Here is a 25,881-nt window from a genome sequence, read left to right as displayed (position 1 = left end):
TGACGCGGCGCCGTGGCGCTCGTCCCTAGCCTCGGGCGCCATGACGGACCAACGGGTGCCGCGCGCACCGCACTTGGAGATGCCATCCGGCGTCGGTACCGGGCGGCCCGGGGCAGGCACCCGTACCGGAGCGCTCGGCTGGGCCGCCTGCGCGCTCGTCGCCCTCGCCCTCGCGGCGGTGTCGGACCTCGCTCCGCACCGGGTGTGGGGGGTCACGGCGGCCTTCGGGTACGCGGTGGCGGCCCTGGTGGCGGGTCGGCGCCCGGCGGTTCGGTGCCTGGCGGGCCGCCACCGTGCGGCCGCGACAACGGCCGCCCTGGGCGCAGCGGTGCTGCCGCTCGCGGTCCTTGTGGTGGCCGACGCGGCCCAGCCGGAGACCGCCGTCGTGGAGCGCTCGGGCGCGTTGCTGCTCTCCACCGGCAGCCCCTATCTGCCGCAGTCCTCGGCGGTCGCCGACCACAACCCGTACCTGCCCGGGATGGCGGTGTTCGGCCTGCCGCACGCCCTCTTCGGCGACGGTCCGCTGACCGACCCACGCTGGTGGCTGGCGGCCGCGTTCGCCGTCTCCGTCGTGGCCGCCGGGCGGCTCGGAGTACCGCGGCGCCGTGTGCTGCCGTGGCTCGTCGCCTGTCCCCTCGTGGCGCTGCCGCTCGCTGTCGGCGGTGTCGACCTGCCGGTCGCCGGGCTGATGTGCCTGGGCCTGGTGCTGGCCGACCGGGGGCGCGCGGGCCGCGCGGGCCTGGCCCTCGGCGCAGCCGCGGCGCTGAAGTGGACGGCGTGGCCCGCGCTCCCCGTAGCTCTCGCGCTGCTGGCCGGACAGGCCCGCCGCGGCGACCGCATCCAGCCACGCCCGAGTCCGCCATCGTGGGCCCGGCCGGGTACGGAACAGCCCGCGTCAGGTGCCGCGAGGCCCGCGTCGCCCGTGCGGTGGTCTGCTGGACCCGTACGGTGGCCCGCGTCGCCCGTGCGGCGCTGCGGTGTCGCGGCCCTCGCCACCCTGCTGATCACCGTCGTGCCCGTACTCCTCGCCGGCCCCCGGGCCTTCGTCCGCGACACCGTCGTCTTCCCCCTCGGCCTCGCCGACGCACCCTCACCCGCCGCCAGCCCCTTCCCCGGCCACCTGCTGGCCGCGTACGTCCCGGGCGGGACGCTCGTCGCGGCGGCGCTCCTGGCCGTCGCCGCCGCCTCGCTGGCGGCGTCGCTGTGGATGCGGCCGCCCCCGACCCTCGCCTCCGCCGCGCGGCGCCTCGCCCTCGGACTCGGCCTCGCCATCGCGCTCATGCCCGCCACCCGCTTCGGCTACCTCGTCCACCCGCTGGTGCTCCTCGCCGCGCTCGCCTCCCGAAGGGCCGCCCGATGACCCGCACGCTCGTGATCACCAATGACTTCCCGCCGCGTCAGGGCGGCATCGAAACCTTCGTCCACGCGATGACCAGCCGCTTCCCGCCCGGCGCCGTCGTCGTCCACACCTCGTCCGAGGCCGGGGCGGCCGCGTACGACGCCATGCTGCCGTACCCCGTCGTACGCGACCCGGTCCGCATGCTGCTGCCCACCAGCCGCGTCGGCGCCCATGCGGTGGACCTCGCACGCCGCTTCCATTGCGACAGCGTGTGGTTCGGGGCCGCGGCCCCCCTGGGGCTGCTGGCGGGAAGGCTGCGGCGCGAGGCAGGGGTGCGGCGGATCGTCGCCACCACCCACGGGCACGAGGTGTGGTGGGCCCGTACGCCCGGAGCCCGCGGTTTGCTGCGCCGCGTCGGCGCGCACGCGGACACGGTCACGCACCTCGGCGAGAGCACGCGCGCACCCGTCGCCGCCGCGCTCGGGCCCCTCGCCGCCGCCCGGATGACCCGGCTCGCCCCCGGGGTCGACGCCTCCGTGTTCCGCCCCGGCCTCGACCCGCGCCCCGTGCGCGAGCGCTACGGCCTGGCGGACCGTCCGGTGGTCCTGTGCGCCGCACGGCTCGTGCCGCGGAAGGGCCAGGACACGCTGATACGGGCCCTGCCACTGGTGCGCCGCGCCGTCCCCGACGCCACGCTGCTCCTCGTCGGCGACGGCGGGCACGAACGTGCGCTGCGCCGTCTCGCGGCGGCGGAACAGGTGGCCGGTGCCGTGGTCTTCGCGGGAGGCAGGCCGCACACCGAGATGCCGTCCTGCTACGCCGCCGCCGATGTCTTCGCGATGCCCTGCCGCACCCGCAAGGGCGGCTTGGAGGTGGAGGGCCTCGGCATCGTCTTCCTGGAGGCGGCCGCGGCCGGACTGCCCGTCGTCGCCGGTGACTCGGGTGGCGCGCCGGACGCCGTGCGCGACGGCGAGACCGGGTACGTCGTGAACGGCCGCGCCCCACGCGCCGTCGCCGACCGGCTCATCCGCCTGCTCCGGGACCGGGCGACCGCCCGCGCCATGGGGGAGAAGGGCCGGTCATGGGTGCGCGACACGTGGGACTGGGACCGCTCGTACGACCGCCTGGCCCACCTGCTCGGGCACGACACCCCCTAGATCCCCGGATACACCAGATGCGGCTCCCCCTCCACCGCCAGCGTGCGGTGCCGCCCCTCGCCGAACAGTTCGCCGATCGCCATTCCCGGGAACTCGATCGGCTCCGTGCGGCCCTCCAGTGCCACCCGCACCCGCCACCGCTCCCCGTGATGCTCCGTCAGCACATCCGCCCACCGACGCGACGGCGCCTCCACCCCGCGCAGCGTCGGGCCGCCCTCCTGCCCGTACTCCCTGAACGCGTGGACGAAGGGAAGCTCCCGCAGGAGCCACGCCAGATGCGCCCACGCCGGGGAGGATGCCGCGGGCACCCCACCGGCCGTGTCGACGACGGCCCGCGCATCCGGCTCGGGTGCCTGGCGGAAGGTGAACGACCGGCCGACGGCGTCCAGGTGGGTCAGCTCCCTCCCCAGCGGGCCTCCCGTGAGCACCATGTCCGAGACCTGCTGGAAGAGGTCGGACACCGCCTCGTCCGGCTGCCCCTGATTGCCGGGAGCGGACTCCGGCTCGCCCAGGGGCTCGTACGAGGACACGTACCGGAAGATTCCCTTGCCCATGCCCGCCCGCCTTCCCGGTCTCCGCGCGCCAGAACCCATTGTCGGACCCATGGGGGAGGATCTCCCCATGACGCGATCGAACGGGGGAGGATCGATGACGGACGCGCGCGCGTGGGCCGCTCTGGACGACCGGTGGCTGGTGCACGCGCTGGCGGGGCTCATCGACGGCACGGGCCACTGGGACGCCGGGGCGCTCGGCGGCATCGAGCGGACCGGGGCCTATCTGCGCGGCGCGTGGGATCCGGCGGAGCCGGGGGAGGGGCCCGGGAAGGCCGGTGAGGGGTCCTGGACACGGTTCATCGGGCGGATCGGGGCCGTCGCGCTGCGGGCCGCCGTCGCGCCCACGCGGGACGAGCGGCGGCAGCGGCAGCTGGCGCTGCTGGAGATGTGGGCGGAGACCCCGTTCGCCGATCCGGCGGCCCGGCTGCGTACCGGAATCGTGGACACCGAGCGGGCGGCGGTGCGTGACGGGCGCGGGGCGGCCGTCAGGGTCGGGTGGGGCAGGGACCGGCGGTGCAAGTTCATCGATCTGCGCACCGGGGACGCGGAGCCGCCGAGCCTCGGGGAGATCGAGGAGGTCGCCGAGGTGCCGCGCGGCTGGGGCAGCGCGGAGCAGGTGCGGCGGCTGGTGGCGCTGGTGCGGGAGCGGGGGCCCGTGCCGTGGGACCGGCAGGCGGTGGACCTGCTCGGGGACGGTACGGGGCTGGGCCGGGCGGCGGCGTCGCTCGCGCTGTCCGGGATGGTCAGCTTGAGCTACCGCCCGACCCTCGACGCCGACGAGCGGGCGACGCTGCGGCTGAAGACGGCCGAAGCGGAGGCCGCGAACCGCGAGTTGGCGAGGATCGGCGCGGCGGAGCGGCTGGAACTGCTGGCGGACGTCCTGCCGGAGGACCCCGCCGACCTGTGGGAGCCGGGCGGGATGCGGCCGGTGGCCGAGCGGATCGCCGAGGCGTGGCGGGCGCGGTACGGGCGGCGGACCGTGGTGCCGGAGCCCACGCTGAGCGCGGTCGTCGAGAGGGGGTCCTCCCCGCTGTCCGCGGGCCGCTTCTGCGCAGCGCTCACCGACCCCGCCGGGGAGCCCACGCTCCGCACCGACCTCGACACCTGGCTCCGCAGGACCGACTACGGATGCACCGCGGCCGACGAGCGGTGGCAGATCGTGCGGTTCGGGGAGCTGCTGAGCGGCGCCGTCCCCAACCTCCCCTGGGCCTACGCCGAACTGCCCGCCGGTGACCCGGTCCGGGACGGGGTGCCCGGCTTCGTCGCGTTGCTGAAGGAGCGCCTGAACCACCCGGGGCTGCTGCTGGACGCGGGCTACTTCCGCCACGAGGGGGACGAACCGATCACGGAGCTGCGCGAGGTGTTCGGCGGGCGCCCGTACGCAGGTCCGGAGCGGCTGGACGTGGCCACGGTGGACGACGGGCTCACCGTGGGCGCCGAGGGCCTGATCAACCGCTGGGGGTACCGGGACAACACCCGTCTGTACTTCCGCCCGGCGCTCTACGGGGACGACGAGCGCTCCAAGCGGCTGGCGGCGGCGTCCGCGCCCGGGGTCGGCCGCAGTGAGCTGGAGGCCGTGGAGTGGCTGCGCGGCCCGGTCTGCGCCCGCATGGTCGACCGGATCGCCTCCGGGGCCCTGCCCGCGGGGCGGTACGAGGCGGATCCGGTGGTCTCGGCCCCCGGCGTGGTGGCGTCGGTGGCGGGGAAGTTGGGCCTCGACCAGGACCCGGCCGTCCTCTATCTCCAGCTGCTGGTCCTGCCCCGGCCGACCGACCGCGGCGTCCGCGCCTGGAACGGCTGGACGGCCGCCCGTCACCAGGAGGCCGCCGCCGCGCTCGTCGCCCGCGGGCTGGCGGTCGCGGACAAGCGGGCCCGGGCCGGGCGCCAGGTCTTCCTGCCCGGCGGCTGGGCGCCCGCGCCCAAGAAGTTCTACCAGCCGATCGAGGTGTGGAAGGCGGACCTCCACGGGCTGCGGCTGGGCTATCTCGGACGCGTGGAGGACACGCTTCCGCTGCCCACCCGCACGCTGCCCGAGCTGTTCGCGGAAGGCTGGGCACGGGTGGAGGCGGGGGAGGGGCCGAGCTGACCCTTACGCTCCGCCCACGGGCCCCCGCACACCGGCCACCGCACCCGCCCGCCCGCTACTTCACGCGCGCCTCGCACACCAGCCGCCGCCGGTGGTCCACCCGGCGCTCGGGCCCGGTCAGCGTCAGCGGGACGGTGTGGCGTACGTCGGCGTCGGCGCTGGAGGACGCCAACCGCAGCTCCAGCGCGCCCGGTTCCACGGTCCGGGTGCCGTCCCGGTCCACCGGGTACGCGGCGAGGTCGGCGTGGAAGGTGAAGTGCACCTCGGCCGACTCGCCCGGGCCGAGCGGCACCCGGGCGTAGCCGACGAGCCGCGCCACCGGGCGGGCGGTGCGGGCCACCGGGTCGTGCAGATACAGCTGCACCACCTCGGTCCCGGCCCGGTCGCCGGTGTTGCGCACGGTCAGCCGTACGGTCGTCTCGCCGTCGGTCGGCACCTCGGCGGCATCGGCCTCCGGCCGCTCCCAGGCGAACGAGGTGTACGTCAGCCCGTGGCCGAAGGGGAACAGCGGGGTCGGGTCGACGGTGCTGGCCTCGCCCCGGCGGCCGAGCGGAGGCTGGAGATACGTCCAGGGCTGGCCGCCGGGCGCGTACGGCACGCTCACCGGCAGCCGCCCGGACGGGCCGACGCGCCCGCTCAGCACCCCGGCCACCGCCGGGCCGCCCTCCTCGCCGGGGAAGAACGCCTGCACGGCGCCCGCCAGCAGCCCCGACCAGCGGCCGAGGGCGTACGGGCGGCCGGTGAGCAGCACGAGCACCACGGGCGTACCGGTGGCCAGCAGGGTGTCCAGCAACGCGCCCTGATCGCCGGGGAGTTCGAGGTCGGCGGCGTCGCACCCCTCGCCCGAGGTGCCGCGGCCGAAGAGCCCGGAGCGGTCGCCGAGCACGGCCACGCACACCTCGGCGTCCGCCGCCATCCGGGCCGCCTGCGCCAGTCGGCTTTCGGCGGTGAGCGCCGCCGCCCCCGCCGAGCCGGGCCCGGCCGGGGCGGTGGGCGCCGGGCCGGGCGGGGCGCACCCCTCGGCGTGGCTGATCCGGGCGTCGGGCAGCTCGGCGCGCAGCGCGGCGAGCAGCGTCGGCACCTCGACGCCCATGGGCAGGTCGGGGTGTTCGATGCCGACGTGGCGGGGGAAGGTGTAGCAGCCGAGCATGGCGGCGGGGTCGTCGGCGAGCGGTCCGACGACGGCGATGCGGGCGGTGGGCGCCAGCGGCAGCACGTCCCCGTCGTCGGCGAGCAGCACCACGGACTCCTCGGCCAGCTGCCGCGCGACGGCCCGCATCGCGGGCGGGTCGAAGTCGACGCTTTCGGGGGCCTCCGGCGACCAGTCCGGGTCCAGCAGCCCCAGTTCGCACTTCTGGGTGAGCACCCGGCGCAGCGCCCGGTCGACCAGCCGCTCCGGCACCTCCCCGGCCCGTACGGCGTCCCGCAGCGGGGTGCCGTAGCAGCGGACGGCGGGGAGTTCGACGTCCACGCCCGCCGCGAGGGCGAGCGCGGCGGCGCCCGCCGGGGAGTCGGCGACGCGGTGGGCCAGCTCCAGGAAGGAGACGCCGAAGTAGTCGGCGACGACGGTACCGGTGAAGCCCCACTGCTCCCGCAGCAGTTCGGTCAGCAGCCACGGGTTGGCGGCGGAGGGGACGCCGTCGAGGTCGTTGTAGGAGTGCATCACCGAGCGCGCCCCGCCGTCCCGCAGCGCCATCTCGAACGGCGGCAGGATCATCTCCGCCAGCTCCCGCGGGCCGATCGAGACCGGTGCGTGGTTGCGGGCGCCGCGCGAGGCCGAGTAGCCCGCGAAGTGCTTGAGCGTGGCGATGATCCCGGCGGATTCGAGGCCGCGGACGTACGCGGTGCCGACGGTCGCGACCAGATACGGGTCCTCGCCGATCGACTCCTCCGTACGCCCCCAGCGCGCGTCCCGCACCACGTCCAGCACGGGCGAGAGCCCCTGGTGGACGCCGACCGACCGCATCGAGCCGCCGATCAGCCCGGCGGCCCGCTCCACCAGCGCCGGGTCGAAGGACGCGCCCCAGGCGAGCGGGGTGGGGAAGACGGTGGCGCGCCAGGCGGTGAACCCGGTCAGGCACTCCTCGTGGACGAGCGCCGGGATCCCGAAGCGGTTCGCCGCGGTGATACGGGCCTGGGTGCGGGCGAGCGCGGCGGCGCCCTCGGCGGGGTCGACGGGGGCGGTGCCGAAGGGGCGGGTCAGCTGGCCGAGGCCGTGTGGGAGGAGGCCGTCGAGGTCCAGGGCCTCCGCCACCTCGTGCTGGAGCGGGGCGACGTCCTCGCCTTCCTCGCTCTCCGAACCCGGCCACACGCTGTACAGCTGGGCGAGCTTCTCCTCCAGCGTCATGAGGGAGAGCAGATCGTCCGCGCGGTCCTCGGCGGGGAGGGAGGTGTCCTGCCAGGGGTGAGGCATGAAGCTCCTTGTGGTGAGCGGCGTACCGGGGCGGCTGGTGTGCGGAATTATTTGCCGCCCACACCCATCAGACCGTTGATCAGCTGGCGCCGCGCGAACAGATACACGAGGAAGATCGGGAGGATGGACAGCACGACCGCGGTGAGCAGCGCCGGGGTGTCCACCCGGAACTCGCCGACGTAGTCGTACAGGCCCAGCGTCAGCAGCCGGTTGCTCTTGGACTGGGTGAGGATCAGCGGGAAGAGGAACCCGTTCCAGGCGTGCAGCGCGGACATCACCCCGACCGTGGAGATCCCGGACCGGGACAGCGGTACGACCAGCTGGAGCAGCACCCGGGTCGGGCTCGCGCCGTCCAGCGCCATCGACTCGTACATCTCCTCGTCGATGTCGCGCATCGTGCCCACCAGGATCAGCACGCTGACCGGGAGGGAGAACGCGGCCGTCGGCAGGATGACGGCGAGGAGGGTGTCGTACAGATGCAGCTTGGTGATGACCAGGTAGATCGGGATGATCACCGCTTGGGAGGGGATCGCGAGCCCGAGCAGGAAGATCTGGAAGATCCGTCGGGAGGTGCGGCTGCGGGTGCGGACGACGCTGTAGCCGACGGTCACCGACAGCACGATCACGAGCGCCGCGCAGACGGCCGTGACCAGCGCGGTGTTGAGGAGGTAGTGGAGGAAGCCGGAGGTGAGCACCCGCCGGTAGTTGGCCAGGGTGGGGTGGTCGGGCAGGGCCAGCGGGCCGTCGTCGATGTAGCCGTCGCGGGTCTGGAAGGTGGCCGCGACCAGCACGTACAGCGGCAGTCCGACGATGCCCAGCCAGATGAGGGAGCCGAGCCCGGCGGGATAGTTGCGGCGGGACAGACCCCGGCGGCGCTGGCGGGGGCGTGACGCCACCGGGGTCCTTTTCGGCGTATGGACGCCGTCTCGGGGGCGGCCGTGCAGGAGGTCGGTCACATCCCCTCCCGGGTGCTGCGCATCGCGGTGAAGCCGGTGAGCCGTACCAGCAGCAGGGAGACGGTGGTGGCGACGACCACCAGGATGGTCGCGGCGGCGCTCGCGTAGCCGAGGTCGAACGCCTTGAAGCCGTTGCTGTACATCAGATACGGCAGGATCTGGGTGTCGGTGCCGGGGCCGCCCTTGGTGAGGATCAGGACCGTGTCGAAGAAGGTCAGCGCGCCCACCACCATGATCACCGACGAGGTGACGATCGTGTTCCGCAGCTGCGGCAGGGTGATCGAGAAGAACTGGCGTACGGTGCCGGCGCCGTCGATCGCCGCCGCGTCGTAGAGCGAACGCGGAACGGCCCGGGCGCCGCCCTGGTAGATCAGCGTGTGCAGCGGGATGAACTGCCACGCGGTGACGAAGAGGACCGCGCCGAACGCGCCCGTGGAGCTGCCCAGCAGATCGCCGTCCTCGAACCCGAGGGCCGGGCCGATGTCGGCGATCAGCCCGAAGTTCGGGTCCAGCAGTGACTTCCACACCAGCGCGAGCGCCACGGACGACCCCAGCAGCGGCAGGAAGAAGATCGCCGACAGCACGGCCCGGTTGCGCTGGTGCCCCGCCGCCCAGACCCCGAGCAGCAGCGCCAGCGGGGTCTGCACCAGCCAGGTCAGCACGGTCAGGACGAGGCTGAGCCGGATGGCCTGATGGGTGTCGGGGTCGTCCCACAGCCGGGTCCAGTTGCTGAGGCCGGTCCACTGCGGGGTGCCGATGCCGTCCCAGTCGGTGAAGGCCAGCGCGACGACGAGGATCATGGGGGCGACGGCGAAGAAGACGAAGAACAGGGCGCCGGGCAGGGCCCAGGCGGCGCTCGGCCGCCCGACGCTCTTGTGCCGCGTGGCGCTCTTGTGCCGCGTGGCGGTATCCGCCATCACATGCCCTTCATGGCGTCGACGAACGCCGTCGGGCTCAGCTGGCCGTTGAACAGCTTCTGGACGTTGGTGTGCAGGGGCGGGGTGTACTTGGCGGGCAGCGCCTGGTCCCAGGAGAGCGTGAAGTCCGGGGCCTCCCGCACCATGTCGTACTGGAACTTCGCGTACGTGGGGTTCTCGTGCCCGTTCAGCAGCGAGGACGCGTCCGAGGTCGTGGGGACGTCGCCGTTGGCGATCAGCGCCTTGGCGTAGTCCTGCTTGGCCGCGAACTTCACGAAGTCGATCGCCGCCTGCTGCTTCTTGCCCTTCAGCTTTCCGCTGATCGACCAGTAGTTGGTCGGGTTGCCGACCACGTTCTTGGGGTCACCCGTGCCGCCGGGGACGGCCGGGAAGGTCGTCCAGCCGAGGCCCGACTTGGCGAACGCGGGCTGATTGGCCTTCTGGTTCGCGTACTCCCAGCTGCCCATCAGATGCATCGCGGCCTTGCCCTTGGCGAAGTACGTGGACGCGCCGTCCGCCGTGTAGTTGACCGACTTGTAGTTCTTGCCGAACGCGCCGCGGTCCACCAGGTCCTTGATGGTCCGCGCCGTCTTCAGCACCGCCGGGTCGCCCCAGGCGTCCTTGCCCTCGCTCTGGATCTTCTTGAAGACCCCGGCCCCGCCGAAGCGGTCCACCAGGTACTCCACCCACATCAGCTCGGTCCACGGGTCGGTACCGGCCACGACGAAGGGGGTGACGCCCTCGCTCTTGAACGTGCCGATGAGCTTGATGATGTCGTTCCAGGACTTCGGGGGCTGGGCGCCCGCCTTCTCGAACACGTCCTTGTTGTAGAAGAGGATCACCGGCTGCATTCCGCGCATCGGGATGCCGTAGTGCTTCCCCTCGATGCCGCCCGCGTCGAGGATCGAGGGGATGAACCCCTGCTTCAGCGACGGGTCCTTCTTCATCGCGGGCCCGAGGTCGAGCAGCATGTCCTTCTTCACGAACTCGCTGATGCTGCCGCCGCCCCAGTTGAAGAACACGTCTGGGGCGTTGGGCGTGCCCATGGAGGTGCGCAGCTTGTCCGAGTAGCCGTCGCCGGGCACCTGGGTGAGCTTGACCTTGATCTTCGAGGTCTTGTTGAACCGCTCGACGACCTGGCGCTGCACCTTGGTCGAGGGGTCCTGGTAGACCCAGACGCTGATGTTCCCCTCGCCCGACCCTCCGGGCCCACTGCTTCCGCAGCCGCTGAGCGTTCCCCCCACCACGAGCGCGGCTGCCGCCGCGAGGCCCGTCGCACGGAGGGATGACCTTGACCGAGGTATGCGCATCACGTGCCTTCCGGAAGTAGCCCGATAATTCTCGGAAGCGGTTGCGTGGACGGTATGGGGGGCCTGATGCGGTGTCAATACCTCGGACATGGAAAATCCAGCCCGTCCGGCGCTTGAGGACCGGGGTCCGGGGCGGAGCCCCGGGGTCGGGGAGGGGCGGGGTGGGGATCAAGCCCCGGTTGGTGGCGCGGTGCTGGCTCGGACCATCAGCTGGGTCGCGAGTTCCACGCGGGGGGAGTCGATCTCCTCGCCGCGCGCCTGCCGCAGCACCGTGCGGGCCGCCACCTTGCCCATGTCGGCCAGGGGTTGACGCACCGTCGTCAGGGGCGGGGCGGACCAGCTGACCTCGGGGAGGTCGTCGAAGCCGACCACGCTCACATCCTCCGGCACCCGCAGCCCCCGCCTCCGCAGGGCCTCGATCGCGCCCAGGGCCATCTGGTCGCTGGAGGCGAAGACGGCGGTCGGCGGGGTGGGGGAGGCCATGAGCTGGTCGCAGCCGTGGAAGCCGGATTCGTGGTAGAAGTCCCCCTGTGCGACGAGAGCTTGATCGAACGGAACACCCGCCGCCTCCAGGGCGGCCCGGTGTCCGTCCAGCCGCGCCCGGCTGCACAGCAGCCGGGGCGGGCCCGCGATGAAACCGATACGGCGGTGCCCCAGGCCCAGCAGGTGTTCGGTGGCGGCCAGGCCCCCGGCCCAGTTGGTGGCGCCGACCGTGGGCGCCGCGGGGGCGTCGAGGGCGGGGGAACCCGCCGGGTCGACGACCACGATGGGGACGTTCAGCCGCCGCAACTCGGCGTGGACCACCGGCTCCAGGACGGACGTCACCAGGATGACCCCGTCCGAGGCGCGGGCCCGCAGGTTCTTCATCCACTGCCGGGCCGAGCCCGCCCGCCCGTGGATGGCGGAGACGACCGTACCGATCCCGTCCTGGTGCGCGACCTCCTCCACACCGCGGATGATCTCCACGGCCCAGGGGCTGTCGAGGTCGTTGAAGACCAGGTCGACGAGGGCGGCGCGGTCGCCGGGGGCGGCCTGGCGGCGGCGGTAGCCGTGGAGGCGTAGCAGGTCCTCGACCCGGGCCCGGGTCTCGGGGGAGACGTCCGACCGTCCGTTGACGACCCGCGAGACCGTGGGCACGGACACGCCGGCCTCCTGGGCGATGGCGGTGATCGTCACCTTCGGCTTGGTGCCGCCGTCGGCGCCCGCGCTCTCCGTAGCCATTTCCGCCTCCTCCGTTGACGGGCATCGCGCCCGCCTCTAACTTTCCGGTCGCACCCTCGGAACCTTGCAGAAGTCTTCCGGAAAACCGGATCAGACGTGAAGAGAAGAGAGGGACACTCCCATGAAGCTCCAGCTCCTGAGCTTACGCAGAGCCCGCGCCGCCGCCTTGGTGGCCTCGGCGGCGGCACTCGCCGTCACCCTCGCCGCCCCGACCCAGGCGGCCGACGCCGCCAACCCCACGCTGCGCGAAGTCGCCGACCGCACCGGCCGCTTCGTCGGCACCGCCGTCAACGACGGCCGGCTCGGCGACGGCACCTACGCGAACATCGCCAAGAGCGAGTTCTCCAGCGTGACCGCCGAGAACGCCATGAAGTGGGGTTCGGTCGAGCCGAACCGGGGCCAGTTCAACTGGGCCGCCGCCGACCGTCTCGTCTCGTTCGCCCAGGCCAACCGTCAGAAGGTGTACGGGCACACCCTGGTCTGGCACAGCCAGATGCCGAACTGGCTGGCCAACGGCTCGTTCTCCAACGCCGAGCTGCGCTCCATCATGACCGGCCACGTCACCACCCAGGTCGCCCGCTACAAGGGCAAGGTCCAGCGCTGGGACGTGGTCAACGAGGCGTTCAACGAGAACGGCACCCTGCGCGCGTCCAAGTTCTACAGCCAGCTCGGACAGTCGTACATCGCCGACGCCTTCCGGGCCGCGCGCGCCGCCGACCCGAGCGCCAAGCTGTTCATCAACGACTACAACACCGAGGGCACGAACGCGAAGAGCAACGGCCTGTACAACCTGGTCAAGTCGCTGAAGTCGCAGGGCGTGCCGATCGACGGCGTCGGCTTCCAGAGCCACCTGATCGTGGGCCAGGTCCCGTCGACGATGAAGTCCAACCTCCAGCGCTTCGCCGACCTCGGCGTGGAGGTCGTGATCAGCGAGCTGGACATCCGGATGGCCACCCCCGCGGACGCCACCAAGCTCCAGCAGCAGGCAAGCGACTACAAGGCGGTGGCCCGGACCTGTCTGGCGATCGCCCGCTGCACCGGCATCACGGTGTGGGGGTTCGGCGACCGGGACTCCTGGGTGCCGGGCACCTTCCCGGGCCAGGGGGCGGCCAATCTGTACGACACCAACTACCAGCCGAAGCCCGCCTACAACGCCTTCCGTGACGGGCTCGCCGGGTCGTAGGCGTCCTAGGCGGCCACAGCCTCCTCCGTGCGCGTGGCGTACGCCTGGACGGTGACCGTCTCATCGTCCAGGCACCGCCCCGTCTCCAGGTCGAAGCGCTGCTTGAGCAGCGGCGAGGCCACGAACGGCCGTCCGTCCGCCGAGCCCAGCAGCCCTCGGGAGAGGACGTACGCGCCGGTGAAGGGATCGCGGTTGTCGATCGCGTACGGGCGGCCCGCCCGGTCCAGGAAGACCGCCACCTGCGTACCGTCCGGCAGCAGGGCGGCCACGCCGCGGCCCGGGATGAGGTCGGTGAGGTCGCAGATCGCGAACCACCGCTGGTCGATGAGGAGTTCCACGCGGAGGTCGATCCGCTCGGGCGCCATGGTCATCGGCTCGAAGTCCCTTCGAGAGTGCGTGCGGTACGGACGGGGATGGTGGGGCCGGACAGCAGCGTCAGGTCCGGCTTGACCTGGTCGCGCTCGGGGACGAAGGCGACCGTCGGGTCGGGCGATTCGGGCGCGTTGACGAAGGAGACGAAGCGCCGCAGCCGCTCGGGGTCGTTGATGGTCTCGGCCCATTCGTCGCGGTAGCCCGCCACGTGGTCGGCCATCAGCGCCTCCAGCTCGGCGCACAGCCCCAGCGAGTCGTGGACCACCACGTCCCGTACGTGGTCCAGGCCGCCCTCGATCCGCTCCAGCCAGGCCGAGGTGCGCTCCAGCCGGTCCGCGGTGCGGATGTAGAACATCAGGAAGCGGTCGATGAGCCGGATCAGCTCCTCGTCGTTCAGGTCCTGGGCGAGCAGGTCGGCGTGGCGCGGCTCGGCACCGCCGTTGCCGCCGACGTACAGGTTCCAGCCGTTGGAGGTGGCGATGATGCCGAAGTCCTTGCCGCGCGCCTCGGCGCATTCGCGGGCGCAGCCGGAGACGGCCGACTTCAGCTTGTGCGGGGAGCGCAGGCCCCGGTAGCGCAGCTCCAGGTCGATGGCCATGCGCACCGAGTCCTGGACGCCGTAGCGGCACCAGGTCTGGCCCACGCAGGACTTCACGGTGCGCAGCGCCTTGCCGTACGCGTGGCCGGACTCGAACCCGGCGTCCACCAGCTTGGACCAGATCACCGGGAGCTGGTCCACCCGGGCGCCGAACAGGTCGATCCGCTGACCGCCGGTGATCTTCGTGTAGAGGCCGAAGTCCCGGGCGATCTCGCCGATCACGATCAGCTTCTCGGGGGTGATCTCGCCGCCGGGGATGCGGGGCACGATCGAATACGACCCGTTGCGCTGGAGGTTGGCCAGGAAGTGGTCGTTGGTGTCCTGGAGGGCGGCCTGTTCGCCGTCCAGGACGTAGCCGCTGGCGCCCAGCGTCGGGGCGAGCGAGGCGATGATCGAGCCGACGGCCGGCTTGCACACCTCGCAGCCGTCGCCGCTGCGCGCCTCCTCGCGGCCGTGGCTGTCCAGCAGCTGCGCGTAGGTGGTGATGCGCAGGGTGCGGACGATCTCGTACAGCTCGGCGCGGGTGTACGCGAAGCAGCCGCACAGCCCCTTGTCGACGCTGATCCCGCTGGCCTCCAGCTCGTCGTTGACGAGCGTGGTGAGCGTCTTGACGCAGCTGCCGCAGCCGGTGCCCGCCTTGGTGCACTTCTTCACCTCGGGCACGGTGGTGCACTCGTGATCGGTGACCGCCGAGCGGATGGAGCCCTTGGTGACGTTGTGGCAGCTGCATATGACCGCCTCGTCGGGCAGCGCGGACGGGCCGAGCGCGGTGGGCGCGCCCAGCCCCGCGGGCAGCACCAGCTGCTCGGGCGCGACGGGCGGCACGGAACCGGTCAGCGGCCGCAGCATGCCGTACGAGTCGGCGTCGCCGACCAGCACCCCGCCGAGCAGTTCGCCGTCCGCGCCGATCACCAGCTTCTTGTAGACGCCGGCGCGGGAGTCGGAGTAGACGACGTCGAGACAGCCGTCGGCGGTGCCGTGGGCGTCGCCGAAGGACGCCACGTCCACGCCGAGCAGCTTGAGCTTGGTGGAGGTGTCGGCGCCGGTGAAGCCCTCGCAAGCAACCGCGGCGAGGTCGTCGGCGACGGTCTGCGCCATCTCGTACCCGGGCGCGACCAGCCCGTACACCCGCCCGTCGGCGGTCAGCGCGCATTCGCCGATCGCGTACACCGCCGGATCGCTGGTGCGGCACCGCTCGTCGACCGTGATGCCGCCGCGCTCGCCGACGTCCAGGCCGCAGTCCCGGGCCAGCTGGTCGCGGGGGCGCACCCCGGCCGAGAAGATCACCAGGTCGGTGTCGATGGACGAGCCGTCCGAGAGCGCCATGGCGGTCACCGCGCCCTTGGAGTCGGCGGTGATCTCCTTGCCGCCGACGCCGGTGTGCACGATCAGCCCCATGTCCTCGACGGTGCGGCGCAGCGCGGCGCCGCCGCCCTGGTCCACCTGGAGCGCCATCAGCCGGTCGTTGAACTCCACGATGTGCGTGGTCAGCCCGAGCCCCTTCAGCGCGCCCGCCGCCTCCAGGCCGAGCAGCCCGCCGCCGACCACGGTGCCGGTCGCCCGGTCCTTGGCGTACTCCTCGATCGCCAGCAGGTCCTCGACCGTGCGGTAGACGAAGCAGCCCTCGCTGTCCTTGCCGGGCACCGGCGGGACGAACGGGTACGAGCCGGTGGCCAGCACGAGCGTGTCGTACGTGACGGTGAGCCCAGAGCGCGCGGTGACCGTGCGCGCCTCCCGGTCGATGGTCTCGGCCGGGTCGCCCAGGTGCAGCTCGATGCCGTGCCGCTCCATGAAGCCGTCTTCGACCATGGACAGATCGTCCGGGGTCCGGCCGGAGAAGTACGAGGTCAGCTGCACCCGGTCGTATGCGGGCCGGGGCTCCTCGCACAGCACCACGACCCGGGCGCGGGTGGTCACGCCCCGGTCGGCCAGGGCCTCCAGGAAGCGCTGGCCGACCATCCCGTGCCCGACGAGCACGATCGTGGGGGCAGTCTCGGTCTTCGGTGCGCTCAACGTCATGCCAGGAAGCGTGCGGGAGTGCTGTTTCCCGACCGCATCACCATCGTTTCCCGGACGCAACGCTGCCCTCAGCGCGCCGCCCCGGTGACTGTGAGCCCCTACCCCAGGGTGATCGGCAGCTTCTGCGGGCTGTTGCCGACGAAGCTCCGGTGCGGCACGAGCTGATCGTCCGGAACGGCGAGGTCGAGGCCGGGGAAGCGGGTGAAGAGCCCCTCCAGCGCGATCACGGCCTCCATCCGGGCCAGCGGGGCGCCCAGACAGAAGTGTGCGCCGTGGCCGAAGGACAGATGGCGCGCCGCCCGGGTCACGACGAAGCGGTCCGCGTCCGGTCCGTACGCCCGCTCGTCGCGCCCGGCGGAGGTGTACGAGACCAGCACGGGCGCACCCTCCGGGATCACCGCGTCGCCGACGGGCAGGTCCCTGGTGGGGTAGCGGAACGGGAAGTAGCTGACCGGGCTGTCGTACCGCAGCGTCTCCTCGACCACGTCGTCCCAGGTCGCGGCCCCGGAGCGGACCAGCTCCAGCTGATCGCGGTGGTTGCACAGCGCCCGCACCGCGTTGGTGATCAGGTTGAGCGTGGTCTCGTGGCCCGCGATGATCGTCAGCATCAGGGTGCCGATCAGCTCCTCCTCGCTGAGCCGGTCCCCGTCCTCCGCGCGCGTCGCGATGAGCGCGCTGGTCAGGTCGTCGCCCGGGTCCTTCATCCGGGCCGCGGCCACCTGGCCGAGGATCGCCACCATCTCGCGGTTGGCCTCCGGGACCCGCTCGGGGGCGGTGCCGGTGGAGACGATCTCGTTGGACAGCTCGTGCAGCCGGTCCTGGTACGCCTCGTCGACGCCCAGGAGCTGGGAGATCACGCTCATCGGCAGCGGCAGCGCGAAGTGGCGGCGCAGATCCGCCACCCCGTCCGGGTCCGCGGCGGCCGCCTCGCCCAGCCGGTCCAGCAGCGTGCCGGTCAGCTCGTGCACGACCGGACGCAGCGCCTCCATGCGGCGCGGGGTGAACGCGCGCGTCACCAGCGACCGCAGCCGCTTGTGGTCGTCGCCGTCGGCGGTGGTCATGCCCCGCACGGTGGCGAAGGTGAGCATCGGCCAGCCCGGCGGAAGCTCCCCGTTCCGGAGGGCGGCGAAGTGGCAGGCGTTCTTGGCCACGTCGGGGTGGGTGAGGAAGCCCTTCAGCTCCTCGTGCCGGGTGACGGCGTACGCCGGTACGTCACCGGGCAGCAGGACCGGGACCGCGGCCCCGCGTGCGCGTAACCGGTCGTTGACCGCGTGCTGGTCGTCGGGGTCCAGCCGGTGCGGCGCGGGGCCGTCGTGCGGTACGGGGCCGTCGTGCGGGGCGGGGCAGCGGCCGTCGGTCATCTGCGGTCTCCTGGAGGCGTGTCGGGCGCGTCGGACGCATGGGACGCGGTGGGCCACTGGTGAAGCGGTGGCGGGGCCGGGGCGTCGGCGGCGAGCTGCGGCGCGGAGAACCGCACGGGCAGCCCGGCCAGCCCCTTGGACCAGGGCGAGGTGATCCACGGAAGCTGCTCCTCCGGCACCGCGATCTCCAGATCGGGCAGCCGGTGGCGGAGCGTGTCCACGGCGGTACGGGTGATCAGCCGGGCCGGATCCTGCGCCGGGCAGGTGTGCGGGCCCGCGCCGAACGCGAGGTGCGAGCGGTTGCCGACCACCGGGCGGCCGTCCTCCGGCAGCACCTCCGGATCGGCGTTCGCCCCGGCCAGCCCCAGGATCAGCATGTCCCCGGCGCGGATGTCCTGCCCGCCGAGGCGCAGATCGCGGGTGGCGTAGCGGCCGGGGAAGTTCTGCGTCGGCGGCTGGCGCCACAGCACCAGGTCGAGCGCGTCGTCCACGGTGAGATGGCCACGGGCCAGGGAGGAGCGGAACGCGGGATCGGTGAGCAGGATCTGCGTGGTGGAGGCGATCCAGTTCACGGTGGTCTGGTTCCCCGCGACGATGATCACCACCAGGTTGTGCAGCACCTCCTCGTCGCTCAGCCCGACCGGGTGCTCCAGCAGCCACGAGGTGAGGTCCGCGCCGGGCCGCTGCTTCTTCCAGGCGACCAGCTCCAGCAGGATGCGGCCCATCCGCTTGTTGGCGCCGGTGGCGGCCACGGTGGGGGCGACGATGGTGGAGATCGCGTCGACCAGCCGCGGCCCGCTCTCCTCGTCAAGACCCAGCAGCTCGGTGACCACCTGGAGCGGCAGGACGCGCGCGTACTGCGCCACCAGATCGGCCCGGTGCTGATCGGCGAACCCGGCGACCAGCCGCTCCGCGGTGGCCCGCACCGTACGGATCAGCTCGTGCCCGTTCACCCGGCCCAGCGCGTCGGCCACCGCCGAGCGCATCCGGCGGTGCTGCGCGCCGTCCGCGAACAGCAGCGCGGGCCGCCAGCCCACCAGCGGCATCAGCGGCGAATCGGCCGGTACCCGGCCGTCGCGCAGCGGGGTCCAGCGGCGCGGATCGTGCGAGAAGTACTGCTCGTCGCGGGTGAGATGGAGCAGCTCGCGGTGGCCGATGACGAGCCACGCCTCGATCCCGGGCGCGATCTCGACCGGCACCACATTGCCGTGGTCGCGGCGCATCCGTTCGTACAGCTCGGTCAGCGGCCCGTCCAGTGCCGTCCCGTGCAGCGGCACCCGCTCCGTCGCCGTCCCGGCGGAACCGGTGGCGCGCGCCGCCGTCACGCCGTCTCCGTGACGGTCTCGATGAGATGGCTCACCAGCGAGATCAGCGCCTTGACCGACGACTTGTGCTCGCGCGCGTCACAGATGACCAGCGGGGTGTGGGGGAGCAGATCGAGCGCCGAGCGCAGATCGTCCTCACTGTGCAGCACGCTGTCAGGGAAGGAGTTGACGGCCACCGAGAACGGTACGTCCAGGTCCTCCAGGTGGCCGATGGCGTCGAACGACGCCTCCAGGTCGCGGGTGTCGACCAGCGCGAGCGCGCCCAGGGCGCCGCGCGCCAGGTCCTTCCACGCGGGGAGGAAACGCTGCTGGCCGGGGGTGCCGAAGAGGTACAGGACCAACTCGCCGCCCAGCGTGATCCGCCCGAAGTCCAGCGCCACGGTGGTGGTGGACTTCGTCGGCCGCACCGGCGTGTCCAGCCGGGCGCCCGCCCGGCTCATGGTCGCCTCGGTGGACAGCGGCTTGATCTCCGACACCGTGCCGATCAGCGTGGTCTTGCCGACCCCCATCGGCCCGACGACCAGGATCTTCGCCGCGCCGGACACGCTGGGCTGCACGTACATGACCGTCGTGTCGTCCATGTCGTCCGCGCTGTCCGTGCCGTTCATGCCGTGGGTGTCATCCATGTCGTCGTCCACGCCGTCCGTGCCGTCGACGCCTTTCGCGCCGTCGACGCCGTTCGCGCCGTCCGTGCGGCCCGTGTCGGGCATCGAGATCTCAGAGCTTGCTTTCAAGCCCATCGAGCACCTTCCTCAGCAAGTCCATATCGGCGCGCTCGGCCACCCGGATGGGCGGGCGCGCCACGATGTGCCCCCAGTCGATGAGATCGGCGAGCAGCACCTGCACCACGGCGGGTGGCTGGCCGAGGTGAGCGGCGACCTCCGCCACCGACAGCAGCCCCTGACAGCAGCGGACGATCCGCCGGTACTCGGGCTGGAGGGCCGGGGGCAGCGCGCTTCCGGAGGACTTCACCAGCGTCTCCAGCGGCAGAGCATCCCGTGAGGAACCCGCGCGCCCCCGTGTGATCACGTATGGGCGCACCGCGGCCGTGGTGCGTTCCTCGCCGGGCTCGGTCATGGCGTGTTGATCTGCTCCCGTGGCCGACTGCTCAGATGGGCGCCGATTCTCGCCACCAGCACTTGCATCTGCTGGGCCACCAGGCCGACATCCGCCTCCGTGCCGGTGGCCACCCCCAGCGAGGCACCCTGCCCGGCCGAGGTGAACAGCACGAACCCGCCGTCCGATTCGATCATCAGCTGTCTCACCCCCGCCTCCTCGCCGAACAGCAGCGACACCGTGGACTGGCTGGTCACCGTCAGCGCCGCGCAGGCCGCGGCCAGCGACTCGGCCTCGGCGACGCCCAGTTCGGGGACCTCTCCCGTCAGTCCCTCGGCGGAGCCGTGTCCCATGCGCAGACCGTCCTCCGAGACGACGACGGCGTGCCGCACCCCCGGAATCTGGGTCAAGGGACGCAGCATCCATCCAACGTCGGGCAGCCTGGATATGGTTCCGGCCACTACCGGCCTCCTTCTCGGTCCTCTTCTCGATCCTCGTGGTCTTCCCGGTCCCGGCCCCGGTCGTGCTCCGGAACCCGCCCCCGGTCATGGCCCCCGGATCCGGCCGCGGCCTCCGTGGCCTCGGCCCGCCCGCGGCGGGTGCCGGACACCACGCTGGCGATGGAGGCCCGGGCGGCCTCGGGGGTCCAGGGGGAGGCATCCGCGGAGGTGTCCCCGGGTGCGGTGTCCCCGGGTGCGGTCCCGCCGGGCCCGGTGGCGTCCGTACGCGGGGCATGGCCGCCCGGAGAGCCGCCCGGGGCATTGCCGCCCGGGGCGTCGGTGGCCGGGGCGGCCGTACGGGGGTCCGTCCGCGGGGTCGTACGCCGCCGGTTGCGGCGCTGCGGAAGGCCGCCGCCCGCCGGGGCGGGGGTGCCCCCGGACGTGGCCGGGTCCCCGTCGGCGGCCGGGCCCGCGTCGGCGGGCTCCGCGGTCACCGGCCCCGGGTCGATGACCACCGGCTCGGCGTCCGCCTCCGGGGCGCCGTCCTGCGGCTCGGTCAGCAGCCGGTGCGGTACGAAGACCACGACCCGGGTCCCGCCGTACGCCGAGGCGGTGGACAGCTCGACGCCGAAGCCCAGCTCGCGCGACCAGCGCCCCACACAGGCGAGCCCCAGTCGTGGGACCGCTCCCAGTTGGGCCAGATCCAGACCCTCGCGCAGCTGCCCGGTGGCCTGTTCGAGGGCGTCCGGCGGCATTCCGAGCCCCGCGTCGTCGATCTCGATGACCGCGCCCGCCGCCACCTCCCGGACGGAGACGGCCACCTGGGTGCGGGAGGGGGAGAACACCGTGGCGTTCTCCAGCAGTTCGGCGACCGCGTGCATCAGCCCTTCGACGGCCGGTGCCACCGCGTACAGCGTCTGCCCGCCGTGCACCTCCACCCGCCCGAACTCCACGATCCGCGACTGGGCGCCGCGCACGCAGTCGAAGAGCGTCACCGGCCGGGTCTCCCGCCGCGCGGGCCAGATCCCGCACATCACCAGCAGCGTCTGCGCCTTGCGGGTCATCTGGGCGGCGGCGTGGTCGGCCTTCATCACCTCGGCCATCAGCCGCGCGTCGGCCACATGCTGCTCCAGGCCGTCGAGCACCTGCTGCTGGACGGTCGACATGGCGTGCATGTTCCGGGCCACGGACTCGAACGACGCCTGTACGGAGTCGCGCAGCATCCGCTCGCGGCGGGCCGCCTCGTCCAGCTCCTCCCGTACGGCCGCCAGCCGGGCGATCTCCTCGGCGCGCTCGGCGGCGCGCGTCCGTTCCCGCTCGGCGGTCGCGCGTTCCTGATCGGCGACGGCCCGTTCCCGCTCCACCGCCGCCCGGGCCCGGCTGACTGCGGTGCGCAGTCTGGAGGCCCACAGCAGCCCCAGGAGCAACACCAGCGCCAGAACGACGGACAAGGCCACGATGACGGCCACCGTCCCCGACAGCACCTTTGACACCTCCATCCGGGACACGGCCATGAACCGGGCAGATACTACTCATCAACTGATCAGTTGCGTCTGGTAGTTGCCAAACTCTCACCCGTGACGGATCACGCCTTCACAGCGGCCCAAACATGCGGTAAACGCAGCCGAACCCGGACCCGCCGGGCGGCCCGCCCGCCGGACCCCGACATAGGCTCCTGACCATGCCTGACATACCGCTGATGACGTTGCTCCTGCTCTGCCTGGCCGCCGGGGCGGCCGGCTGGATCGACGCCGTGGTGGGAGGCGGGGGACTGCTGCTGCTCCCCGCCCTGCTGGTCGGGCTGCCGGGCTTCCCGCCCACGTACGTCCTCGGCACCAACAAGGCGATCGCCATCTGCGGTACGACGGGCGCCGCCGTCACGTACACCCGCAAGGCCCCGGTGGACGTCCGGATCGCCGTACGCATCGGCATCGCGGCCGCCATCGGGTCCCTCGCCGGTGCCTCCCTCGCCTCCGGCATCGACAGTGCCGTGCTGCGCCCCCTCATCATGGTCGTCCTGCTGGCGGTCCTCGCGTTCGTCCTCCTCCGCCCCACCTTCGGCAGCGCGCCCGCCCTGACCGGCCCCCTCTCCCGCCACCGCGTCCTCGCCGCGGTGCTGGGCGTGGGCCTCGGCATCGGCTTCTACGACGGCCTGATCGGCCCGGGCACCGGCACCTTCCTGGTCATCGCCCTGGCCGCGACGCTGGGAATGGACCTGGTGACGTCTTCGGCCACCGCGAAGGTCGTCAACGTCTGCACGAACCTGGGCGCCCTGGTGACCTTCGGCTCCCAGGGCACGGTGCTGTGGGGCCTCGCCGCCCTCCTGGCCTGTTTCAACCTGGCGGGCGGCATGGTCGGCGCCCGGATGGCCCTGAAGCGGGGGAGCGGCTTCGTCCGCGGGGTGCTGGTCCTGGTCGTGGTCTCGCTGGTGGCCAAGCTCGGCTACGACCAGTGGCTGTCCTGAGCCGCGCCACGCGGTCGTCAGGTGAGCTATTTGGGACGGGCTCAGCGCCGCGGAGGCCGGTGAGGTCCTCGGACGCAGCGCGTCCGCGGCATGGGTGCGGCCGGGGAAGATGGACTCCCACAACGGCAAAAGGCAGCACAGGGAGCAGGGATGGCAACGGGGACACGGACCAACAGGGTCCCATCGTGGAACGGGCGGGTCGCGCAGGCCGTCAACCCGTGGACATCGGTGCGGCGCACGGTCGCGCTGGTGGTGTACGCGTGGGCCGCCGCGGCGGTCACCACCTGCGCCGCCTATCTGGCCGTGGGCATGGAGGCGGTCCCCATCTCGATCGGGGTGCTCCTCTGCCTCGCCTTCATCATGTTGCTGATCCTGCTCCACCGCGCCCTCTGGCTGGCCGTACTGTCCGCGGCGCCGGGGCTGTTCGTCCTCGTCGGGGCGGTCCAGTACGCGCCCGAAGCGGCCCTGGAGCGGCGCGGCGTGCGCGAGAGCGTGGTGATCGTGGCGGACAGCGCGGCCGGGACGTCCGGCAACAACCATCGCTACACCCTCCGCGGCACGGACGGAAAGGAACTGAAGGAGAAGCTGGGGTACGACGGTGACACCTGGGCTCCGAAGGTGGGCGACCGGCTGGACGTCATCCGTGACCCGGAGGGCGAGCTGCCGATGGAGCAAGCCGACGAGGTGGACGCCGAGGGCCGGTTGGGCGGTCTGATCGGCGGCACGGTGACGTGGACCCTGATGGCGGTGCTGGCCGGGCGGCGCGGTCATGTGCGTCGGCAACGGGGCATCGAGACGCCGGACCTCGGCTGATCGGTCGGGGAACACCACGCCGGCCGAGGGGGTTCATGGGGCATGGCTGTCATCCACAAAACGACCATGAAGCCCACCAAGCTGGAGCTTCTGGCACCCTGGCTCCCCCTCCAGCCCTGGTACCTCGGCGCGGGCCGCACGCCGGAGCTGTCCAGGGTCGGGGGCTTCCGGCTCGATGATCCGCGGGGCGAGGTGGGGATCGAGTTCATGGTGGTCCGGGACGATTCCGGGGACCGTCCCGTCCACTACCACCTGCCGCTCAGCTACCGCGGCGCCCCGCTCGACGGGGCCGAGCAGGGCCTCATCGGCACGTCGGAGCACGGGGTGCTGGGGCAGCGGTGGATCTACGACGGGGCCCATGACCCCGTCCTCGTCGCCCAACTGCTGGCGCTCCTTCAGGGCCGCGCCGAACCGCAGATGCAGAGCGAGTCCGACACCCCCGACCCCTCCGTCACGGTGGACAAGGCGGAAGTGACTCCGGCCGGGTCGTCCGGCGCACCGGAACCGGACGTCACCAACGGGCCCGACGGAACGCGCCTCGCGGTCGGGCCCCTGGCCCTCGGCGTGACGCGCGTCCTCCGGCCGGACGAGGACGGGTGGGCAGCAGCGGCCCTGGCCCACGTCAGCGCGGGCTGGCGGCTGCCGGACGGCGGCGAGGCCCGTGGCCGGTTCGCCGTGCTGAGCGACGCGGTGTCCCGAGCTTCCTGACGGCACGTCGGGGCGGAGTCCAAGAGATCCCATGAATGGGTGCCGAAGACGTGGATTCCGCCCCGCTTATTGACGTGTTCCCACCATAGATCCCACTTTTCCGTGGGCCCACTCCAGGAGTTCCGCACGTTTCCCACAGGGCACGGTTCCCACATCGGCTACCGGATCACCGTCTCCGACGGCCGCACCGTCGACGTGACCGGCCGGGACGTCCTGGTCGCCCAGATCAGGGCCAAGGGCATGCTGCGGGTCGTCGGCGGCCTGCGCCCGGCCACCGCGTACACCTTCTCGGTCGCCGCGGTGACCGCCACCGGCACCGGCCCGGCGGCCACCGCGTCCGTCACTACCCCGTCGGCGTAGCCCCGGCGCCGAACGGACCGCCGCTCCCGAACGCCGCATCGGCGAAGCGCTCGCCGATGCGGCGGTGGGTGGCCGCGTCCGGGTGGAGCTGGTCGGGCAGCGGCAGTTCGGCGAAGTCGGCCTCGCCGTAGAGGTCGCGTCCGTCGAGGTAGTGCAGCTGCGGGTCGTCGGCCGCCCGCTGCCGCACGATGCGGGCCAGCTCGTCCCGTATGACGGTGAGCGTCAGCTTCCCCGCGGCGCGCTCCGCGGGGTCGCCCCCGGCCCGGAACTGGAGCCTCCCCTCGCTGAGTCGGGAGAAGTCCGGTACGGCGGGGCCCGGCGTGTCCTCGTGGATCGGGCAGTACAGGGGGGAGACGACCAGCAGCGGAATGGTGGGGTGCCCCTCGCGAAGGGTGTCGAGGAAGCCGTGCACCGCCGGGGTGAAGGCGCGCAGCCGCATCAGATCGGCGTTGACCAGATTGATGCCGATCTTGACGCTGAGCAGATCCGCGGGGGTGTCCCGCATCGCGCGGGCGGTGAACGGGTCGAGCAGGGCGCCGCCGCCCAGGCCGAGGTTGATCAGCTCCACGCCGCCGCGCGAGGCGGCCAGCGCGGGCCACGTCGTGCTGGGGCTCTCGGCGTCGGAGCCGTGGCTGAGGGAACTGCCGTGGTGCAGCCACACCCTGCGGCCCCGGTCCGGCGCGGGCTCGACGGCGGCGTCCGTGCGCAGGGCGACCAGCTCGGTGATCTCGTTCCACGGCAGCCAGATCTCGACGTCCTTCATGCGGTCGGGCAACCCGGCGAACCGTACGGTGCCGACCGGACCGGGCTCGGTCTCAGCGGCGCCGATGGGCATGTCGACCGTCCGGACGTTGCCACCGGTCACGCTCGTCCGCCCGGCCAGGCGGCCGTCGACCAGCAGGTCGTACACACCGTCGGGGCGGGGCGGGGCGCCCCGGTAGGCCATCTTCGTGCGGAGCGCGTCCAGTTCGACGGCGGTGGCCCGGGTACGGAACGCCAGCCGTACGCCCGAGGGCTGCGCCTCGACCATCGCCAACTGCCCGTCGGCGCACTGCGCACGGGCCCGGGTGGGCAACCGGTGCGGCAGGAGGCCGTGCTCGGTGCGCTCCAGATCGAGTGCGCCGCGCAGGAGTTCCGCGGTGATGGGGGTGGTGGTCATCTCGGTCCGTTGTTGGGGTGCCATACCCTTCCTTCCTTTCGCCATAAGTGATTATGGAGATGCCTAATAG

Annotated in this window: 23 protein-coding genes; 8 read left to right on the top strand and 15 right to left on the bottom strand. The window is 72.7% G+C overall.

The window, feature by feature from the left end; genetic code table 11:
• The first annotated feature begins 40 nt into the window (after positions 1-40).
• Positions 41-1,360, top strand: coding sequence for a glycosyltransferase 87 family protein (locus tag HYQ63_RS14235; protein ID WP_179934164.1), 1,320 nt, complete (start codon positions 41-43; stop codon positions 1,358-1,360).
• On the top strand, positions 1,357-2,496 hold the full coding sequence (locus HYQ63_RS14230) for a glycosyltransferase family 4 protein (RefSeq protein ID WP_179934163.1): 1,140 nt from the start codon (positions 1,357-1,359) through the stop codon (positions 2,494-2,496). Before HYQ63_RS14235 ends, HYQ63_RS14230 begins: the two co-directional genes overlap by 4 nt.
• On the opposite strand, the gene HYQ63_RS45610 is transcribed toward HYQ63_RS14230, so the two are convergent.
• Positions 2,493-3,050, bottom strand: coding sequence for a hypothetical protein (locus HYQ63_RS45610; RefSeq protein WP_179934162.1), 558 nt, complete (start codon positions 3,048-3,050; stop codon positions 2,493-2,495). The genes HYQ63_RS14230 and HYQ63_RS45610 overlap by 4 nt on opposite strands.
• A gap of 94 nt (positions 3,051-3,144) precedes the next feature.
• Between HYQ63_RS45610 and HYQ63_RS14220 the strand changes: the two genes are divergently transcribed.
• Entirely contained in the window at positions 3,145-5,136 is a 1,992-nt protein-coding gene (locus HYQ63_RS14220) for a hypothetical protein (protein ID WP_179934161.1), read from the top strand.
• Positions 5,137-5,191: 55 nt separating this feature from the next.
• On the opposite strand, the gene HYQ63_RS14215 is transcribed toward HYQ63_RS14220, so the two are convergent.
• The 5 genes from HYQ63_RS14215 to HYQ63_RS14195 form a co-directional block, all read right to left on the bottom strand.
• The gene (locus tag HYQ63_RS14215; protein ID WP_179934160.1) at positions 5,192-7,549 is read right to left on the bottom strand and encodes a beta-glucosidase; all 2,358 of its coding nucleotides are present in this window, start codon (positions 7,547-7,549) and stop codon (positions 5,192-5,194) included.
• Between the two features lie 47 nt (positions 7,550-7,596).
• Positions 7,597-8,445, bottom strand: coding sequence for a carbohydrate ABC transporter permease (locus HYQ63_RS14210; protein ID WP_179934159.1), 849 nt, complete (start codon positions 8,443-8,445; stop codon positions 7,597-7,599).
• Between the two features lie 56 nt (positions 8,446-8,501).
• The gene (locus HYQ63_RS14205; protein ID WP_179934158.1) at positions 8,502-9,422 is read right to left on the bottom strand and encodes a carbohydrate ABC transporter permease; all 921 of its coding nucleotides are present in this window, start codon (positions 9,420-9,422) and stop codon (positions 8,502-8,504) included.
• Positions 9,422-10,732: an ABC transporter substrate-binding protein gene (locus HYQ63_RS14200; RefSeq protein WP_179934157.1), complete on the bottom strand. Its 1,311-nt coding sequence runs from the start codon at positions 10,730-10,732 to the stop codon at positions 9,422-9,424. The genes HYQ63_RS14205 and HYQ63_RS14200 overlap by 1 nt, the downstream gene beginning before the upstream one ends.
• Positions 10,733-10,900: 168 nt before the next feature.
• On the bottom strand, positions 10,901-11,953 hold the full coding sequence (locus HYQ63_RS14195; protein ID WP_179934156.1) for a LacI family DNA-binding transcriptional regulator: 1,053 nt from the start codon (positions 11,951-11,953) through the stop codon (positions 10,901-10,903).
• A gap of 121 nt (positions 11,954-12,074) precedes the next feature.
• On the opposite strand from HYQ63_RS14195, the gene HYQ63_RS14190 reads away from it, so the two are divergent.
• Positions 12,075-13,136: an endo-1,4-beta-xylanase gene (locus tag HYQ63_RS14190; RefSeq protein WP_179934155.1), complete on the top strand. Its 1,062-nt coding sequence runs from the start codon at positions 12,075-12,077 to the stop codon at positions 13,134-13,136.
• A gap of 5 nt (positions 13,137-13,141) precedes the next feature.
• Here HYQ63_RS14190 and nirD read toward each other — a convergent pair whose 3' ends face one another.
• The 8 genes from nirD to HYQ63_RS14150 all read right to left on the bottom strand — a co-directional run bounded on the left by nirD (position 13,142) and on the right by HYQ63_RS14150 (position 21,791).
• Positions 13,142-13,507, bottom strand: coding sequence for a nitrite reductase small subunit NirD (gene nirD, locus HYQ63_RS14185; protein ID WP_123099758.1), 366 nt, complete (start codon positions 13,505-13,507; stop codon positions 13,142-13,144).
• The gene (gene nirB / locus HYQ63_RS14180) at positions 13,504-16,125 is read right to left on the bottom strand and encodes a nitrite reductase large subunit NirB (RefSeq protein ID WP_179934154.1); all 2,622 of its coding nucleotides are present in this window, start codon (positions 16,123-16,125) and stop codon (positions 13,504-13,506) included. Before nirB ends, nirD begins: the two co-directional genes overlap by 4 nt.
• 98 nt (positions 16,126-16,223) lie before the next feature.
• Positions 16,224-17,486 carry a cytochrome P450 gene (locus HYQ63_RS14175; RefSeq protein ID WP_179934153.1) on the bottom strand — a complete coding sequence of 421 codons (1,263 nt, stop codon included), beginning with the start codon at positions 17,484-17,486 and terminating at the stop codon, positions 16,224-16,226.
• Positions 17,483-18,811, bottom strand: coding sequence for a cytochrome P450 (locus HYQ63_RS14170; RefSeq protein ID WP_179934152.1), 1,329 nt, complete (start codon positions 18,809-18,811; stop codon positions 17,483-17,485). Before HYQ63_RS14170 ends, HYQ63_RS14175 begins: the two co-directional genes overlap by 4 nt.
• Positions 18,808-19,545 carry an ATP/GTP-binding protein gene (locus HYQ63_RS14165; RefSeq protein ID WP_257231842.1) on the bottom strand — a complete coding sequence of 246 codons (738 nt, stop codon included), beginning with the start codon at positions 19,543-19,545 and terminating at the stop codon, positions 18,808-18,810. The genes HYQ63_RS14170 and HYQ63_RS14165 overlap by 4 nt, the downstream gene beginning before the upstream one ends.
• Positions 19,529-19,888 (bottom strand): DUF742 domain-containing protein, encoded by a 360-nt coding sequence (locus HYQ63_RS14160; RefSeq protein WP_123099754.1) that lies wholly within the window; start codon positions 19,886-19,888, stop codon positions 19,529-19,531. Before HYQ63_RS14160 ends, HYQ63_RS14165 begins: the two co-directional genes overlap by 17 nt.
• Positions 19,885-20,328: a roadblock/LC7 domain-containing protein gene (locus HYQ63_RS14155; RefSeq protein ID WP_179934151.1), complete on the bottom strand. Its 444-nt coding sequence runs from the start codon at positions 20,326-20,328 to the stop codon at positions 19,885-19,887. The genes HYQ63_RS14160 and HYQ63_RS14155 overlap by 4 nt, the downstream gene beginning before the upstream one ends.
• On the bottom strand, positions 20,328-21,791 hold the full coding sequence (locus HYQ63_RS14150; RefSeq protein WP_373689081.1) for an ATP-binding protein: 1,464 nt from the start codon (positions 21,789-21,791) through the stop codon (positions 20,328-20,330). Before HYQ63_RS14150 ends, HYQ63_RS14155 begins: the two co-directional genes overlap by 1 nt.
• A 197-nt stretch (positions 21,792-21,988) precedes the next feature.
• On the opposite strand from HYQ63_RS14150, the gene HYQ63_RS14145 reads away from it, so the two are divergent.
• From HYQ63_RS14145 to HYQ63_RS14130, 4 genes are all read left to right on the top strand, one after another.
• Positions 21,989-22,771 (top strand): TSUP family transporter, encoded by a 783-nt coding sequence (locus HYQ63_RS14145; RefSeq protein WP_179934149.1) that lies wholly within the window; start codon positions 21,989-21,991, stop codon positions 22,769-22,771.
• Positions 22,772-22,921: 150 nt separating this feature from the next.
• On the top strand, positions 22,922-23,584 hold the full coding sequence (locus tag HYQ63_RS14140; RefSeq protein WP_179934148.1) for a hypothetical protein: 663 nt from the start codon (positions 22,922-22,924) through the stop codon (positions 23,582-23,584).
• Positions 23,585-23,626: 42 nt separating this feature from the next.
• On the top strand, positions 23,627-24,292 hold the full coding sequence (locus tag HYQ63_RS14135; protein ID WP_179934147.1) for a 1,4-alpha-glucan branching protein: 666 nt from the start codon (positions 23,627-23,629) through the stop codon (positions 24,290-24,292).
• A 102-nt stretch (positions 24,293-24,394) separates the two neighbouring features.
• On the top strand, positions 24,395-24,652 hold the full coding sequence (locus tag HYQ63_RS14130; protein WP_257231841.1) for a fibronectin type III domain-containing protein: 258 nt from the start codon (positions 24,395-24,397) through the stop codon (positions 24,650-24,652).
• Here HYQ63_RS14130 and HYQ63_RS14125 read toward each other — a convergent pair.
• Positions 24,636-25,835, bottom strand: a complete 1,200-nt coding sequence (locus tag HYQ63_RS14125) for a GDSL-type esterase/lipase family protein (RefSeq protein ID WP_257231840.1) — start codon at positions 25,833-25,835, stop codon at positions 24,636-24,638. The genes HYQ63_RS14130 and HYQ63_RS14125 overlap by 17 nt on opposite strands.
• Positions 25,836-25,881: the final 46 nt, after the last annotated feature.

Source organism: Streptomyces sp. Rer75, from assembly GCF_013414305.1.
In the GTDB taxonomy this organism is placed as follows: domain Bacteria; phylum Actinomycetota; class Actinomycetes; order Streptomycetales; family Streptomycetaceae; genus Streptomyces; species Streptomyces himastatinicus.
Note: the sequence above shows the minus strand (reverse complement) of the source record. Positions and strands in the feature narration are given on the sequence as shown.

Excerpts from the sequence above, each read along its gene's own strand:
- HYQ63_RS14235 (WP_179934164.1), top strand. The coding sequence starts at position 41 with ATGACGGACCAACGGGTGCCGCGCGCACCGCACTTGGAGATGCCATCC.
- HYQ63_RS14230 (WP_179934163.1), top strand. The coding sequence starts at position 1,357 with ATGACCCGCACGCTCGTGATCACCAATGACTTCCCGCCGCGTCAGGGC.
- HYQ63_RS45610 (WP_179934162.1), bottom strand. The coding sequence starts at position 3,050 with ATGGGCAAGGGAATCTTCCGGTACGTGTCCTCGTACGAGCCCCTGGGC.
- HYQ63_RS14220 (WP_179934161.1), top strand. The coding sequence starts at position 3,145 with ATGACGGACGCGCGCGCGTGGGCCGCTCTGGACGACCGGTGGCTGGTG.
- HYQ63_RS14215 (WP_179934160.1), bottom strand. The coding sequence starts at position 7,549 with ATGCCTCACCCCTGGCAGGACACCTCCCTCCCCGCCGAGGACCGCGCG.
- HYQ63_RS14205 (WP_179934158.1), bottom strand. The coding sequence starts at position 9,422 with ATGGCGGATACCGCCACGCGGCACAAGAGCGCCACGCGGCACAAGAGC.
- HYQ63_RS14200 (WP_179934157.1), bottom strand. The coding sequence starts at position 10,732 with ATGCGCATACCTCGGTCAAGGTCATCCCTCCGTGCGACGGGCCTCGCG.
- HYQ63_RS14195 (WP_179934156.1), bottom strand. The coding sequence starts at position 11,953 with ATGGCTACGGAGAGCGCGGGCGCCGACGGCGGCACCAAGCCGAAGGTG.
- HYQ63_RS14190 (WP_179934155.1), top strand. The coding sequence starts at position 12,075 with ATGAAGCTCCAGCTCCTGAGCTTACGCAGAGCCCGCGCCGCCGCCTTG.
- nirD (WP_123099758.1), bottom strand. The coding sequence starts at position 13,507 with ATGACCATGGCGCCCGAGCGGATCGACCTCCGCGTGGAACTCCTCATC.
- nirB (WP_179934154.1), bottom strand. The coding sequence starts at position 16,125 with ATGACGTTGAGCGCACCGAAGACCGAGACTGCCCCCACGATCGTGCTC.
- HYQ63_RS14175 (WP_179934153.1), bottom strand. The coding sequence starts at position 17,486 with ATGACCGACGGCCGCTGCCCCGCCCCGCACGACGGCCCCGTACCGCAC.
- HYQ63_RS14160 (WP_123099754.1), bottom strand. The coding sequence starts at position 19,888 with ATGACCGAGCCCGGCGAGGAACGCACCACGGCCGCGGTGCGCCCATAC.
- HYQ63_RS14145 (WP_179934149.1), top strand. The coding sequence starts at position 21,989 with ATGCCTGACATACCGCTGATGACGTTGCTCCTGCTCTGCCTGGCCGCC.
- HYQ63_RS14140 (WP_179934148.1), top strand. The coding sequence starts at position 22,922 with ATGGCAACGGGGACACGGACCAACAGGGTCCCATCGTGGAACGGGCGG.
- HYQ63_RS14135 (WP_179934147.1), top strand. The coding sequence starts at position 23,627 with ATGGCTGTCATCCACAAAACGACCATGAAGCCCACCAAGCTGGAGCTT.
- HYQ63_RS14125 (WP_257231840.1), bottom strand. The coding sequence starts at position 25,835 with ATGGCACCCCAACAACGGACCGAGATGACCACCACCCCCATCACCGCG.